The organism is Achromobacter veterisilvae, from assembly GCF_900496975.1.
Taxonomy (GTDB): domain Bacteria; phylum Pseudomonadota; class Gammaproteobacteria; order Burkholderiales; family Burkholderiaceae_B; genus Achromobacter; species Achromobacter veterisilvae.
The window spans coordinates 1-14,665 of record NZ_UFQC01000028.1 but is presented as its reverse complement, the minus strand read 5'-3'; the positions used below and the strand labels follow the sequence as shown (position 1 = coordinate 14,665).

16 protein-coding genes and 1 pseudogene are annotated in these 14,665 nt (G+C 66.2%); all 17 read right to left on the bottom strand.

The genetic code is table 11. From position 1 onward, the window contains the following. Complete coding sequence (locus AVE30378_RS22490; RefSeq protein WP_073664063.1) at window positions 1-2,895, bottom strand: conjugative transfer ATPase; 2,895 nt, start codon at window positions 2,893-2,895, stop codon at window positions 1-3. Then, complete coding sequence (locus AVE30378_RS22485) at window positions 2,895-3,335, bottom strand: TIGR03751 family conjugal transfer lipoprotein (protein WP_129243525.1); 441 nt, start codon at window positions 3,333-3,335, stop codon at window positions 2,895-2,897. Before AVE30378_RS22485 ends, AVE30378_RS22490 begins: the two co-directional genes overlap by 1 nt. Further along, complete coding sequence (locus tag AVE30378_RS22480) at window positions 3,316-4,704, bottom strand: TIGR03752 family integrating conjugative element protein (RefSeq protein WP_129243522.1); 1,389 nt, start codon at window positions 4,702-4,704, stop codon at window positions 3,316-3,318. Before AVE30378_RS22480 ends, AVE30378_RS22485 begins: the two co-directional genes overlap by 20 nt. Continuing rightward, window positions 4,694-5,620 carry a TIGR03749 family integrating conjugative element protein gene (locus AVE30378_RS22475; protein WP_129243519.1) on the bottom strand — a complete coding sequence of 309 codons (927 nt, stop codon included), beginning with the start codon at window positions 5,618-5,620 and terminating at the stop codon, window positions 4,694-4,696. Before AVE30378_RS22475 ends, AVE30378_RS22480 begins: the two co-directional genes overlap by 11 nt. Continuing rightward, window positions 5,617-6,306, bottom strand: a complete 690-nt coding sequence (locus AVE30378_RS22470; RefSeq protein WP_129243516.1) for a PFL_4703 family integrating conjugative element protein — start codon at window positions 6,304-6,306, stop codon at window positions 5,617-5,619. Before AVE30378_RS22470 ends, AVE30378_RS22475 begins: the two co-directional genes overlap by 4 nt. Continuing rightward, entirely contained in the window at window positions 6,303-6,713 is a 411-nt protein-coding gene (locus AVE30378_RS22465) for a TIGR03750 family conjugal transfer protein (protein ID WP_129243513.1), read from the bottom strand. The genes AVE30378_RS22470 and AVE30378_RS22465 overlap by 4 nt, the downstream gene beginning before the upstream one ends. Before the next feature lie 13 nt (window positions 6,714-6,726). Next, window positions 6,727-7,086, bottom strand: coding sequence for a TIGR03745 family integrating conjugative element membrane protein (locus tag AVE30378_RS22460; protein WP_005795174.1), 360 nt, complete (start codon window positions 7,084-7,086; stop codon window positions 6,727-6,729). A gap of 16 nt (window positions 7,087-7,102) precedes the next feature. After that, window positions 7,103-7,336, bottom strand: coding sequence for a TIGR03758 family integrating conjugative element protein (locus AVE30378_RS22455; RefSeq protein ID WP_129243509.1), 234 nt, complete (start codon window positions 7,334-7,336; stop codon window positions 7,103-7,105). Continuing rightward, the gene (locus AVE30378_RS22450) at window positions 7,333-7,710 is read right to left on the bottom strand and encodes an integrative conjugative element protein, RAQPRD family (protein ID WP_129243507.1); all 378 of its coding nucleotides are present in this window, start codon (window positions 7,708-7,710) and stop codon (window positions 7,333-7,335) included. Before AVE30378_RS22450 ends, AVE30378_RS22455 begins: the two co-directional genes overlap by 4 nt. A gap of 98 nt (window positions 7,711-7,808) precedes the next feature. Beyond that, window positions 7,809-8,558: a TIGR03747 family integrating conjugative element membrane protein gene (locus AVE30378_RS22445; protein ID WP_129243504.1), complete on the bottom strand. Its 750-nt coding sequence runs from the start codon at window positions 8,556-8,558 to the stop codon at window positions 7,809-7,811. Then, window positions 8,555-10,756, bottom strand: coding sequence for a type IV conjugative transfer system coupling protein TraD (gene traD / locus AVE30378_RS22440; protein ID WP_129243501.1), 2,202 nt, complete (start codon window positions 10,754-10,756; stop codon window positions 8,555-8,557). The genes AVE30378_RS22445 and traD overlap by 4 nt, the downstream gene beginning before the upstream one ends. Before the next feature lie 4 nt (window positions 10,757-10,760). Continuing rightward, complete coding sequence (locus tag AVE30378_RS22435) at window positions 10,761-11,309, bottom strand: integrating conjugative element protein (RefSeq protein WP_129243498.1); 549 nt, start codon at window positions 11,307-11,309, stop codon at window positions 10,761-10,763. Beyond that, window positions 11,306-11,895, bottom strand: a pseudogene (locus AVE30378_RS22430) (transglycosylase SLT domain-containing protein). Before AVE30378_RS22430 ends, AVE30378_RS22435 begins: the two are co-directional and overlap by 4 nt. Then, entirely contained in the window at window positions 11,877-12,602 is a 726-nt protein-coding gene (locus AVE30378_RS22425; RefSeq protein ID WP_073664051.1) for a TIGR03759 family integrating conjugative element protein, read from the bottom strand. The pseudogene AVE30378_RS22430 and the gene AVE30378_RS22425 overlap by 19 nt, the downstream one beginning before the upstream one ends. A gap of 16 nt (window positions 12,603-12,618) precedes the next feature. Next, on the bottom strand, window positions 12,619-13,263 hold the full coding sequence (locus tag AVE30378_RS22420; protein ID WP_129243495.1) for a hypothetical protein: 645 nt from the start codon (window positions 13,261-13,263) through the stop codon (window positions 12,619-12,621). Continuing rightward, complete coding sequence (gene pilL2, locus AVE30378_RS22415) at window positions 13,260-13,859, bottom strand: PFGI-1 class ICE element type IV pilus protein PilL2 (protein WP_129243492.1); 600 nt, start codon at window positions 13,857-13,859, stop codon at window positions 13,260-13,262. The genes AVE30378_RS22420 and pilL2 overlap by 4 nt, the downstream gene beginning before the upstream one ends. 144 nt (window positions 13,860-14,003) lie before the next feature. Further along, window positions 14,004-14,665: helicase-related protein (locus tag AVE30378_RS22410; RefSeq protein ID WP_129243489.1), on the bottom strand; the 662-nt coding region annotated here is incomplete at its 5' end.

The following is a 14,665-nucleotide window of genomic DNA, read 5'->3' as shown; positions in this document are numbered from 1 at the left end:
CTATTGCGGCAAGTCGAGGGCCGGCGACTCGATACCGCGCGCCTGGTCAATCTTCTCGGCCACCTTGAAGGCCGCCTCCAGTTCGGTGATGCCGTACTGCTGCATGAGCTGGTAGCGCTCGGCCTTCTCCTCGGGTTCGGTCTGCGCGAGTGCGAGATAGAGGCTCGGCGGTACGGCCCGGAACAGCACCTCCATCGACTTCGACAGGATCACGCCTTCGGTGAATTTCCCCGCCTCCTTGCGTGCGGAAAGCATCAGCGCTTTCTGCGCGGGCGAGAGTTCGCGAAAGCGCGCGATCTTCTCCACCTCGTCCGGCGGCATCGACAGGCAGATCCACCACTCGATCATGTTGAGCATGGGCTCGGCGGCGCGAGGCAGATCGTCGATGTTCTGCGTCGCGAGCCAGAACCACGCGCCCAACTTGCGCCACATCTTCGTGATCTTCACGACGTAGGGCGCGAGCAACGGGTTCTTGGTGATGATGTGGCCTTCGTCGGTCACGTTGATGATCGGCCGACCGAGGTACTGGTCGCGCTCGGCGATGTTGTTCACCGTGCTGATCAGGCTGATGTACGCGATCGAAAGCTGCGCGTTGTAGCCCTCGCGGGCATAGGTCGCGAGATCCACCAGGGTGATGTCGGCCTCGGGCCAAGGCGAGCCGTCCCGATCGAACATCTCGCCATCGGTGCCTTGACAGAACATGTCCATGGCATCGGCCATCTCCAGCAGTCGCACGCGCCGCATCTCGGGCAGCGTGCTGTCGTTGCCCCGCGCGCGCAGCGCATCGCGCACGTCGCGTGTGAGCACCGTGCGCTTCTCGCCACTCTCGCCGTGGCAGCGCTCGGCAGCATCCAGAATGCACTGGCGGATCAGCGAGCGGTCGGCCCGCGTCATGCGGGCTTCTTCCTTGTCTTCGCCGCCTGTGATCATCAGTCGCGCAGTGATCTCCAACTCGCCCAGTACGTCGCGTTGCTCGTCCGGCTCCATGGCCAAGGCATCGGGTGGCAGGTCTTCGTCCAGCGCATCGGCATCGAGCGTCTGCACGTCGCTGGGTGTCTCGATCAACCGGCGCGCATCGGCGAACGGCGCCAGGGTCACGCCCGAGCCGGGTGCCAGCTTCACGCGGTTGACCGTCAGACCCAAACGCCTGGCGAAGTCGCTGAACAAACCGAAGCTGTTTCCAGCCTCCACGATGAAGAGCCGCGGCCGGTAGATGGCCGTGACCTGGTTCAGCAGGTTGTTGAGCGTGGCGCTTTTGCCCGAGCCGGTCGGGCCGAACAGGAACAGATGGGCGTTCATCTGCCGGTCCAGGCGGTTGAGCGGGTCGAAGGTGATCGGGCCGCCGCCGCGGTTGAACATCGTGATGCCGGGGTGCCCCGTGCCCTGGGCACGGCCCCATACCGGCGACAGGTTCGCCGCGTGCTGGGCGAACATGAGTTGCGTGTACCACTTGCGCCGGTCTTGGCTGGGGTTGTAGCAGCACGGCAGCCAGCGCAAGTAGCTGTTAAGCGGCGCCACCTCGTCGTCCTCGCGCACCGGTTGCAAGCCGGCGTTGAGCATCACGTTGGCCAGATCCAGCCCGCGACGGTCCAGCTCGGCTTCGTCACGTCCGCGCAGATAGAACGCCAGCGTGCCCCGGTAGAGCTTGTGCGCGCTGCCGATGAGCGAACGGGCCTCGTGCACATCCTTGAGCGTCTGCTCGGACGCCAGGGTTTCGCCCACGGCCTTCTTCGCCAGGTGATTCAAATCCGATTCGAGGACATCCTGCGGTGTGGCGACCATCGTCAGGCACATCAGGGTGTCTTCGGGCATCTGGTCGAACAGCGTGTTGATCGCATCGCCCTTGCGCGTCTCGCCGGTCAGGTGCCCGGCGCCGGGTGGCATCCGTAGCCGGTCGGTGATCAGCACGCGGTGCGGCATGCCGTCGAAATACCAGGTACCGCGCGCTACGTCAGAGCGCGGCTGCCCAAAGAACAACCGCTGGCTGAAATCCCGTCCGCTCGCCAGCTCGATCTCGCCGTCTTCGGTCTCATCGGGATAGCGCGCCAACGCATAGAAGCGCTCGCGGTCCTCGACCCCAGGCCCGAGCAACGCGGGATTAGGGTTGAACCACCGCAGCAGCCAGTCGTGAACGTCCGTCGCGATCATGCGCCGGGCCTGGATACCGGCGTTCGCCAATCCACCGCACAGGCGGTCGCAGACAATATTGAGCATCTGCTCCGGCGTTTGGCCACGGCGGCTCGCCTGTCCGGTGGAGCACCGATAGACCACCATCCGTACACGTCGGCTTTGGCCGCGCCAGCGCAGGCGCGTGACCACGGTGTCCTCGAACAGGCCGCCCGGCTTGGCCACCGCGCGCAGGTGATGACCGAAAAAGCGCAGGTAAAACTCGGTGAAGGCCGTATCGCGGGCGCGCGGCTGCACATAGTCGCGCAGGGTCTGCATGTACTGATCGAAGCTGGGCTCGTCCTGGGCGTAGAGCTGGAGTACCCAGGGGTGCTCGTCCAGTTCATCGAAGCTGTCCTGCAGCGCATTCTCCAAGGCATCCCGGGCATGCGCGAGCCAGCCGGGTTCCCGGCCCTCGGTGCCGAGCGGCACCAGCTCGTAGAAGGCCGCGACCGATTGCCCGTCCTCCAGCAGCATGGACTTCGACTCGGGCAGAAACTCCACCCAAGGCAGAAGTTCCACGAACGAAGGCGCGACGTCGTACAGGGCCTGCTCGTCGGCCACCGTCGCCGGCTTGCGATCGTGCACCGCCGAGCCGGGTTCGGGAATACCAGCTTGGCGCAAGGCCTCGATGTGGCGCTGCCAGCCGTCCGGTTGCTCTTCATTGCCAGCGCCGGATGCGGTCAGCTTCGGCGCGGCCGGCTTAGGCCAGGGGAGTTTCCAGCGCATCAATAGTCCTCCACGCGCTCGCCTGGCATGGCGTACTGGATGCGCTGATACAGGGGGAAAACCGTCGTATAGCCCGGCACGGGGACGGGATCGGTGCCAGCCAAATGCGGGTACACGTACATCACAAGGTCGGGATTCGGCAGGCGCTGGAACTGGCGATAGACCTCATTGCGCGCAGTGCGCGTGTAGCGCATCTGTTCGGCCGGCGCGGCCTGCACGTCCGCTTCGGTCAGCGGACGACGCACGCTTTGACGCGCATCGAGCAATTGCCTGCGCGCCACCTGGCCGGCACCGCCGCCACCGTCGCCGGCTTCCTGCTGCCAAATGTCCATCATCGTGCTGCTCCCGTGGGGCAGCAGCTTTTCCTTGCTTGTGGCGCAACCGCCAAGCACCGCAACGGCAACGGCCAGCGCAAGGCCCTTATTCAAGTTCGAGAGCATGGCTTTCTCCTGCGCGGTGATCGACCTTGCGGCCTTCGGGATCGAAGTCGATGGCAAGGGGTTTTTCGAGGTGGACGGCGACTTTCGCGCCGGGCTGCACATAGACGGCGGCGAAGGCCTGGCCGTAGAGCTTGTTGACCCAGTTCGACATTTCCTGGACGCCACCGGCGAGAATCCGGCCCACGGCCTCCTGACCACTGATGCCCACAGTGCCGATGGAGCCGTCCGAGCCGACGTAGGACATCTGGCCGCTGTCGCTTTCGATGAGCGAGGCCACGCCGGCACCGGCCGCGGTGATCAGGGCCTGCGAACCGAGGTACTGCTGGGCGTTGCTGCGCCGCTCCCCACTGACGCAGGGAATGCCATAGGGATCGCTGATCCAGCCCAGGCCATCGCGTTGCTGGTTGTTCTGCTGGTTGCCCTCGCGGTCCTCGGGAATGGTGCGGATGGTTCCGTCATGAAAGACGAACGTAATGCTGCGCACCTGGCCGCGCACGCACGAGAGCGTCCAGTCGCCCGAGGCTGTGCCGCTGAACACGGCGCCCGCCACGTCGGGAATATCGATGCCGTTGGCCGTGAGGTTGTCGGGGCCCACCAGGACTTTGAAGGGGTACGGGTCGTTCACGGTGCCGTCGATCGGCACGCGGCCGATCAGGGCGGTCATGGCTACCGATCCCATGAGGGTGGAGTTCGTCGGCACCGTATAGACGGGCTTGGCAGTCTTGACGCCGGCGGCGCGCGCACCCGCGTTCGCCACGGTTTCCGCCGTGGCTTCCAGCGTGCGCTGCGCCGGTCCGAAGCTCGTCGGGAAGCTGATGCCGCCGCTGGACGAGGCGCGGCCCTCGGATTGCTTGGCGTCGTCCGGCTCCACCCAGCGCATGCCGCCGTCCATGCCGGCCTCGTCGCCATCGCGCAGGCCCAGGCCCACGGGCAGATCGGCATGGCCGCCGCCGCGCCCGCCAATGCTGTCCAGGCGCCGCTGCAGGTCGGCGAGCAGCCCCTCGGTCTGCTGCTGGTCGCGGCGCAGGTTGGAACGCTCGGATTCGAGCGCGGAGTTGATGCGCTGGTCGATCGAGTTCTCGCGCTGGCGCAGCCGCTGGTTCTCTTCGCGCTGGGATTTGTTGTCGGACAGCGCGGTCTGAAGCTCGGTGCGCAGTTGCTTGACCTGCGCGACCAGCGTGGCCACGGTATCGCGCGGGGTATCGCCCTCGATGCCCAGCGCCTTCATCTCTTCGGGCGTGAGCTGGCTCCCCGCGTCGGTTTGGGAAGGTGTCGAGGCCCCGTCGCCCGAGAACAGACGGACGCCAATGAACAGCACCAGTAGCGCGACAGGGATCATCAGCCACTTCAGGAGTCCATTACTGCGCATGGCGGGCCTCCTTGCCGTTCTCATCTGCACCCGGCTGCGGCAGATGCACGGCCGGGTCGAAGCGGTGGATGGCGGGCAGCAGCGATTGCGCCAGGCTCCGCCCGCGCGTCACCAGGTACAGGACGGTCGTGTCCTCCGGTGTGCCGCGTGGGCCCAACGCCTCATGCTGGAAAGTGGCGGTGAGGAAATCGCCTTGCAACACGCGCGGGTCGAGGGTGGTCCAGGCGGCACTGTTGTTCGTGAGGCGCACTGCGGTGACCCACTGATCCTCCAGGTGCCAAGAGGCGAGTGCGACGGCGTGCACTGGCAACGTCGGCATCAGCGTGCCGAGGTCCAGGTCGCGGCGCAGGTTGACCCGCATCACGCCCGCAAGCGGTTCTACCGTGCGCAACGGTGCGTAGAGGTTCTGCGCGGCAAACCGTGTCAGTACGACGGGGACCGGGGTTTCGCGCCGGGCCGACGGCGCGCTCGCCGAATCACCAGCGCGTGCCGACGCTTCATCGGCGGCCGCTGGCTGGTCGCCATAGCGCGCTGGGGCGGTTTTGCCCTCGACGATGCGCACCGGCTCCAGTGCAGGTTCGCCATCCTTGGCCGGCTCGGCGGCGATGTCCAGCAGGATCAATGCGCCGCTGTCCGCGTCTTGCAGTTGCAGCCGTGTGGGCTCGATTGGCTCGCTCGCCCGCAGGTACACCGCGCCGCCCGCGCTTTGCACGCGCAGGCGCTCGCCCACGCCGGCCGGTACGCCAACCCGGACGTTCCTGTCGATGAACACGATGCGCTCCTGGCCGACCTTCAGGGGAACGGCCAGCGGCATGCGCTCCCAGCGCAGGATTTCCACCGCATGGGCTACAGGTGTCGATGCTATGGCCAGCAGCCCCAGCACGGCGAGAAAGTAATGCTGTAGGGGGTGCTTCATGGGGTTTCTCCTTGAGGCGCTTGCGGAGACAGGCCGCCAGATGCCGGGCGCGTCGGCTCCGGGGCGTTGATGCGTTGGGGCGTGCCGTCGTAGCAGTCGAGCGCCAGGCCGAACGGGTTGCGCGTGGGATCGACGTCCACCCGTGTGACCTTGATGGGGTAGCGCACCAGAGCGCGCTTGACCTGCTCAGCGCCGTAGTACTCGTCGGCGCTGATGTCCAGCGACACCACCCAGTCGCGGTCGGAGACGATGCGCACGCGGGCGGTGGGATCGTCGCCATAACCACGGCCCGGGATTTCATAGATGCCGCGCACGCGCTGCCGCAGTTCGCCCGTGCTGCGCCGGTAGTCGTAGTCGGCACGCAGGAAGGCGTGACAGGCCGGCGTGAGGTATGGCGACAGCGCGTGCAGGTTGCGCGGGTAGTCTTCCTCGCCATTGGTCGGCCAGCGGTTGAGTTGCTGGAACACGTAGAACGTGAAGGCATAGACCGATTCGGGCGGCACTTCCCACCACTTGCGGGTACTGCCGGAGCGCAGGTCAGGCGGGACATGGATGGTCAGATCGCGCGGAGCACTCCACCAGCCGCCACCCATGACCAGGGCGACGATGACCAGTGCTCCAGCGCCCAGCCGCAACGTCTTGATATGCGCCTGCAGGTGGGCGATCTCGTTCTTGAAACGGCTCATCGCGCCCCCCTTGCAACAGACCTTCGGGTGGTCCAGAAGCCCGAGCGCGAGATCAGCACATGGCCGCCCACCCAGCCTGCCATCAGCGGATGGCGCGTGGCGACGCGCCACTGCAACTGCCGGTACAGCCAGGTGTCGGGCCGGCCGCGCTTGAGCCGGCGCAGAATGCCGCCGCCCACGAACACGCCAAACGCCACGCCGAGCACGATGAATGTAGGAGCCAGCGCAATGGTGCGGAACACCCAGGACAGCGGCGCGCCGATCAGCAAGCCCGCGCCGCCGGACAGGCCGCAGCAGATCCACAGTTCGTCCGCCGTGAGGCCGCGCACGACGATGGGATGGCGGTTGAGCCGGTGCGGCAGGAACGTGACCGTTCCGTCCGCACGGATGTGCTGGTGCTCGGACATGGCCTGCACCTGCTCACAGGATGCCGGTGGCTTCGGTGAGCAGCCAGATGCCGATCACGAGCAGGACAGCGCCAATGGCGACCGTGAGGCCGAACTGGCCCCAGGTCTTGCGGCCGGTGTGGATTTCCGCGTAAGTCCCGTAGGCGTGATAGCAGACACCGATAAACATCGACGCCACGACCAGGAGGGCTACGAGCATGATGATGTCGTAGCCGTAGTTCCTGATCGTTTCCATGATGCCGTTGCCCGTGCCGCGAGTTGGGTTCTCCAACTGCGGCAGACCCTGCGCGAACGACAGCGCAGGCAGCGCGGCTGCACCCAGGGCCACGGCGGCGCGCTGGGCAAAACGGGAAGTGAGGATGCGGTTTTGCATGGTCAGGCCTTTCAGGTCAGGAGAGGAGGAAGAAAGTCAGGACGAGGTACATCGCGACGAAGCGAATGCAAACGCCGAGGAACTGGCGTTGGTTGAGGCGGCTCTCGGACCACCCCACGTAGGCCGTTCGGATGGCCCAGACGCCCCACACGAGCAGGACTGCGAACACGACGCCGACCAGGACGGTCGCCATCGCGGAAGGCGTGATGCCGCTGTTGGCTTGAAAAGCCGAGACCTGGGCGCCGTTCATAGCTTGCCCTCCGCAGCCGGCAGCGGCTCGGCCGAGCGCTCGGTGCGGTAGTCGCCGGCCAGTCCGGAGGGGTCGCGCGGCTGGGCGCGCGACGGTGTGAGATGGGCCTGGATGCCAGCGCGCACGCGCGCCAGGTCCGCCAGCAGCCGCGGGTAGTCGAAGTGGTAGCGCTCGCCCGGAATGACGGCGGTGTGCGCGGCGCTGTCGGTCACGGTGCGCTCCAGCGCGTCGAGCTGGCGCAGCGCGCCGGCCAGTTCCTGGCGCTGTGCCGGGGACTCGGCCACCGCCATCGGGGACTGACCCATCAGGAGGGCCGTCACGAGAAAAGTGGGCACGCCGCGATGCGCGGCGCGCAGCCAGGTTGAAGCCACCATCGCGCCATTCCTGTGTGATCAGCAATGGCTCGATCGTGGAGATCAGGGCGACTTCAGACCGCAAACAATAGGAACTCGCGGGCGACCGGATTGATGGTCTAGAGATACTTTTTGAAGCTGCCGGCGGTCAGGCTCACGGCCAAGCCCAGCAAGGCGGCACTCGGCAGGAGGATCAGCAGCGGATGCACCGAGATCGGCAGTGCCAGGTAGGTGATCCACGGCAGCACGGCCAGCGGCATCAGGCTGGCTTTTGCACGGTGGTAGATGAAGCCCGATTCCCGCCCGGCGCCAAATCGACGCACGTCACGCCGAACCAGGCCGTCGATCAGCCCGACGAATGCCGCCGTGAAGATCAACGGCAACGTGAGCACCAAGACCAGCAGTCGCACGAGAAAGGTCAACGTCGTGAACGCGGCGGCAATCAGGTAGCTCTCGGCCCAGACATAGACCTGGCTGATGAAGTACCGGAAGTTCCGCGTCTGTCCCTGGCTGGGCGTGCGGGCGCGCTCAGCGGTCTGACTCATGCGTTCCAGCAGCCCCGAGCGCACGAACACCCATTCGTAGCCGGTATCCACCAGCTCGTGTGCCGTGCGCCCCGGCTCCTGCACGACCACGCTGCGCGTGAAGTGATTGGACAGGTGCCCCAGCTCGTACTGCAACATCTGCTGGGAATGGTGCCAGCCCTGGTCCTTCCAGAACAGGTGCATGCCGACGCACTCCACCACGATGGAGAACAGCAGCGAGCCGATCAGCACCCCGAGCAGCCGGAACGGCAAGGTGATGGTGCCGACGATCAGACCTTGGCGCTGGTTCTGCTCCCGCTGCGCGGTCGAGGCGGCATCTTTCATGGTGAGGCCTCGTTTTCGGCGCTGTCGTCGGCGCCGGTGGCCGCCGCGGCAGACTCGACCGGCTTGGCCAGCTCGGCGTCATCGAGCAGATCGTCGGGCAAGGCCGCATCCTGTAAGGCTGGGGAACTGGTGAACTCCCACCATTGGGTGGCATCGGTGTAGCTCTGGCGCATGTAGCCCGCCAGTTGTTGCAGATCCTGCGGCATGGCCTCATCGGGGTCCGGCGCCGGCAGTGGCATCCTGATCTTCCAGAGCTGGCCGCCCTGCAGGAGCGCGAAGCATTGACCCTTGGGCAGGCCGACGACGTGCGACGGCTCGATCATCGCCACGCTGGACATGCTGATGCGGTCCTGCGTGTTGCTGGTGAAATCCGTCGCGCCGCGGATGTCTGAACTGTCCGTCGCGCCCGAGACGATGGTGGTGGTATAGACCTCGACCTTCGGCAGTTGGCGGGTCAGCAGTTCGGCGGTGGCCGTCTCCCGGACCCTGAGCATGAACAGGTTGTTGAAGTTGCCGATCACCTGGCCCGCTTTCGCGCGGTTGCCAATGCGGGCTTCAATGTCCGAGAGCGTCTGCGTGTACGCAGTAACTTGCAGGCCGGCGCCGCCACCCTTGTTGATGAGCGGTATGAACTCGTCGCCCATCAACTCATTGAATTCGTCCGCGTGCACGTTGATCGGCACGCGTGTGCCTGCCGATGCACCGGGTAAGCCATCATCGATCCCGTACTTGTAGATGTGCCCTGCGACGGATACTAGATCCGAGAACATGGAATTGCCGACCGCTGCGGCGACTTCAGCGTCCGAGAGCGCATCCAGGCCCACATAGACCACGGCGCGCTTTCTGATGACTTGCATCCAATCGAAGATCGGGCGCGGATCGGCCAGGTCGGAGTAGTTCGGGGCCAGGAGCTGCGCGATCTTGCCGCTGGTGAGCTTCTCCAGCAGTGGCAAGAGGCTGGCAACAATCTTGTCGAAGTAGGTCTTGTCGTAGCGGACTGCCGAGCGCAGGCCGTCAAGCACAGGGTCGTAGTTGCGCGCCTGGGAGAGGTACTGCTCCAGCGCCACCACACGCTTCTCGCGCCCGATCATGTTGCGCGGGATGTTCTTCTCATTGACCTTGGCTTCGATCTGGACGATCACCTCCCATGCCTTGGGTTCGGTCTTGGCGAAGTAATGTTGTGCGTACTCGATGAACAGCGCGTCGATGTTGATGACGTGCCGCTGGATCAGCATGTAGTCCGGGCGTTGCCCCAGCTCCACCAGCGCGCGGGCGATGATGTTGACGAAGCGCCAAGCGAACTCGCGGAACGCCGCGCTATTGCCTTCGCCGGAGAGCTGTCCCGCGATGCGGGTGGCGACTTCCGAGATGCGTCCGAAGCGACCCACCGCGTTGTAGCGGGCGCTGATTTCCGGCCAGCCCAAATGGAAGATGTAGAACTCGCCCTCGCGTCCCGCGCGCTTGGCCTCGACGTACATGCGCTTCAGGAGGTCGGCATCGCCCTTGGGGTCGATGACGATGACCACCTCATGTTCGCCTGCGGCGTTCTTGCGGCGGATGTCCTGGGTAACAAACAATTCGGCGAGCCGTGTCTTTCCCACGCGCGTCGTGCCCAGCACCAGCGAATGCCCGACGCGCTCGCCCAACGGCAAGCTGACGTCCACTTCCTCCGGCTCGATGCCGTGTAGCCGCGGCAGGCCCCCCACGGGCGGCAGCGGCCGAACCGGGTTGAAAGGCACATCCCAGCCTGTGATCCTTGGCAGACGTGAAAGCGGAAACGGCGCGAACTCCAACCGCTCTTCCAGACGCCGCGCCAGCCGGTAAGCGGATGTCGCCTCAACGTAGCGGCGGAACTCCGGCCGGTACGTCTGCATCAGCCTATGGGTGTGCTTCTGCTCCCAGAGAAAGCCCCGACCGATGAAGAGCCGCTGCTGGCTGACCGGCACGTCGCGGCTGGTCATCACATACCGCGGAAGGCGGCGGATGTTGCGCCGGTAGCGCAGGATCACGCGGGCATCGTGGTAGCGGATGGCACCGTAGGCGCCGAACGCCAGCGCGCTTCCGACACCCATGGCGGGGCTCAGCGCGAGCGACCACGGGGCCACCAGGGACAAAAACGCGGCGCCTGCACACGCTGCGACGGTATATAGCTCCACCGCTGGGCGAAGCAGAACCTCAACCGGCTGTTTCCCCGACATGGCTTCATTGCTCGATGCCGGTGGCCGTGATCAGCGCCGGGTAGTACCGCAGGCCCAAGCGCTCGGCCAGATCATCGCCCGCCACGGGTGCCAGTGGCACGCCGGGCGCCAGTGCGCGCAGCCGCGCCAAGGCCTGTGCGGTCTCGACATTGACCACCAAGCCGACCGCACCGCGCTCGTGCAAGGAGGCCGCATGGCGCTGCAGCCAGTCCCGGGAAGCCTTGTCGTCGCCGATGACCACGAACGGCCGCAGGCCCGGTGCCTCGATCACCCGTCTCGCGACGGTGCCGGGCGTGAGCTTGGCGCTGCGCACCGGCAGCATCGCGGCCTCATCCGCGGCTGTCGCGGGAATCTGCGGCATCGGGATGGGTGACCGCGCCGCACCGTTGCCCCGCGGCTGGAGGTTGAGTGCTTCGTAGTACGGCAGCGCCGATGCACCGCCACGGTCCTCGACCACGATCAGTGGCTCGCCGGCACGCGAGGCCAGCGGCAAGGCCGTCAGCAGCATGAGCAGGCCCTTGAACGTGAGATTGGCCAGATGGGATTTCGTCATGGAGAGATCTCCTGGCGCGCGGCGGACGCCGCAGTGGTTGGCGCGCACCCTGCACGCGGGCGAGGTGGCGGGACACGCTGCGCCGGTAGCGGGCGGCCGGCTCACCACCCGCGGGGCGGTGGTAACGGCCGACCGCCACCAGCCAGTCCTCACCGGGGGGGTGCTGTTCTTTCAGAATCTCGGCGGCGATGGCGAGGTTGCGGTACGGGTCAAGCAGGTCGCACGCGGTGCTGTAGCGCTGCTGGTGGTAGCCGAGGTTGATCTGCCCAAGGCCCGCGTCGATGCGCGTATGAGGCGTCGAGCGCATCGCCCGCTGCAAACCCGCGCAGGCGTCGGCTCGGGTCGTGTAGCGGCGCGACTGGCCGGCGACGTTGAGGGACCAAGGCCACGGGACGATGCGCCCGTTGCGTCGGATACCGCTCTCTTGCAGGGCCACGGCGTAGAGCACCGTCGAAGGGATGCCCGCGCGCTGGGCGGCAAGCTGGTAGGCCGGCGGCGGAACCTCCTGGGCATAGACGGTGCTGACGTACAGGCCAGCAGCGACCACCAGTGCGCGCAGCGGCGCCGTCAGGGTTGGCGCTGCCATTGGCCGTTCACCTCGCGCACGACCGCTGGTAAGTCGCCGGGCAGGCTCAGCGACAGCCAGCGGCCGCCGTCGTGGTTGAGCGTGATGCTGCCGCTGCGCACGCGGGCCGGGTCGATTTGCGCGCGCTTGGCCCAATCACGGATGCGTGCATCGTCCTGGCGGCTGCCGACCATGTACAGGTCGAACTCGGCCCCCGAAGTCTGTAGGCGCTGCACGAGTTGACCGCAGGCGACACAGCCGTCCTTGATGAAAACCGCCGTGCGGCCACTGCCGCGCATCGCGGCGGCACTTGACGTGTCATCAGGGAGGTTCACGCGCTCCATGCCGGGGTGCAGCCGCTGCCAGGCCTCGTCGTAAGCGCGCTGGTAGGCGAGTAGCTTCTCTACGCGGCGCGCCTCGGCCTGCACCTGCATCTCTGCGTAGCGGCGTCGCTCTTCGTCGGAGCGGGCCTCGATGCCCAGCGCGGAAAGCGGGTCCAGGTTGGGCGAATGGATGCCCAAAGGCCCTTCCATGAGTTCCTGATAGCGCGCCCACTCCTGCGGTTGCAGTCCCCAGTCGCGTGCCGCGCGGTCGTCCAGGGTACGACCGACGAGGGGCCGTTCCTGGCTCTGCGTATGGCGAGGCTGGGCCGTGGCGGGTTGCTGTGCCCAGGCGGTCAACTGCGGTGAGGCCAGCAGGAGCACGGCGAGAAAGATCGCGGGCTTCATGGCGAGTTGGCCTCCCTCAAGGAATCGCCAGGCGGCGGACTTGCCCGTCGGCCTGGAATACCGCGGCGTTGCCATCGATGGCCAGCAAGCGCCACGGGCCAACCGCGTCGCCTGGCAGCAGCACCTGGAGCTGGTCAGGCGTGAAATCCCCGGCGCTCGGCGCGACGGACACGCTGCGCTGGCCAGCGCGCAGTTCGGCGCCGACGACGCGAAACGGCAGCGTCGGCGGCTCAGGTTTCGCGGCAGCGGGCTTGCTAGACATGCGCGGCTGCGCTGGCACGGCGGCACGCGCTGCCGTCTGGCGCACCTTGATCTGCTCGACTTCCGCGCGTAGCGCCTGAAGGTCGTCGGCAGTTGCATGGCCGCCTAGCGCCTGCTCGAATTGGGCAATGCGCGCCTCCAGGGCCTGACGGGCGTCTTGCAGGCCTGTGGCAGTCGCGGCTGCGGGCCGCTGCTGGAAGGCCTTGATGGTTTCGGCCAGACCTACTACCTGCGCTTCGAGGCGCTGCAGGCGGGTTTCGAGCCGCTCCTGGTCGGCCAGGTCGCTCATCGTCTGGTAGCCCAGGACGACGAGGACGCTGAGGCAGATCAACCAAAGCCAGAGCAGGCTCTGCACCACCACGGCGGCGGCCGGGCGCCGGGAAAACTGCGAAGCGTTCATGGCTGGCCTCCCGAAATGGAAGGCACCGGCGGGAACGTCTGCGCCGCGTCGGCGGCGGGCAGTTCAAGAATCGGCTCGGTCCCAGCGGGTTCGCCGGTCCGCTCGAAGCAGACTTGGCGCGTGCGGTCATTCACGTGCAGTTCCCAGGCCGGGCCGGCCAGGGTAAGCAACGCATCGCGCAGGCTCATGGGGCCCAGATGCAGGTGCGCTGCCGGCAGCGGCAGCGCGTACAACTCGATCACGGCATGCGCCGTCTCGCAAAGCTGATAGCCACTGCGCTTGAGCACATGCCGCAGCCCATCGCCGACCGTCGCTCGGGCGTCTTCGGGCATAGATACATCGACGGTTTGCAGCAGCAAGTCGCGCTGTGCAGCCATCGGCGCAAGCTCGACGAGGGTGTAGCGACCGTAGCGCACGACCGGAATGAACTGGGCCGCTTCGGGCTGGGGTGCGAGCGAGGCTTCCTCAATGACGTCGGGCGCTATCTGCGTCGTGGTCGTCGCGCAGCCGCCGGCCAGGACCGATACGAGCAGGCCGAGAAACCCCGACAACAGGCGGCGTTCGGGATGGTGGAACCAAGGATGGGATGGGCACATAGCACGGTGTCCTGAAACATCGAGCCCTCACCATCGCCGCTGCGTCTGCACGCGACAGCAAACAATACGAATCGCGCGGCGTCCGATTTGCTGGCAGCGTTCCCGCCAAAAAAAACGGCCCCGAAGGGCCGTAAGTGGAAAAAATCAAGCCATCACAAGTTGCCTTGCAAGGGCAACCTCGACGGAATCACCATCCTGGTTCAGGACATCGAGCCCGGATTCGGGCACGTCGCCCGAGGTGGACTGCGACACCATGATCTTCTTGGCCATCAGCTCAAGGCAGGTCATCTGCGAAGAACCCGCGTAGCCGAGGTAGATCACCCGCACGGACTGTTTCTGCCCGATACGCCAGGAGCGGCGTGCCGCCTGCTGGAGCGAGTACACGTTGTAGCCCGACTGCATGAACACGATCGTCGGGAACTCCAACAGGTCCAATCCCGTCTTGACGAGTTCGGGGTTGGTGATGAGCACGTCGATGCCACGGTCCAACTGCTCGGCGATCCAGTCCTCGCGGCGGCTGGCATCCACGCTTGCGCGTAGTACCGCCACCTTGAAGCCTTCCTGCTCCAGCAGCACCTTCAGACGCGACGTGGTGTCGCGCGTGCCGGTATAGACCGTGTAGGCCAGAACCTTGCGGCCCTGCGCCTTCTCTTCTTTGCAGATGTCGATCAGCTCGCGCTCTTTCGGCGTCACCTCGAACTCAGAGAACTGAGCCGGGACGAACGCCAGGGTGTTGCGCGTGCGCGGATGCACCACGGTCTCCGACCGGAAGCAGCAATCCGGCCAGGCCAGCAGCACGTTGAGGA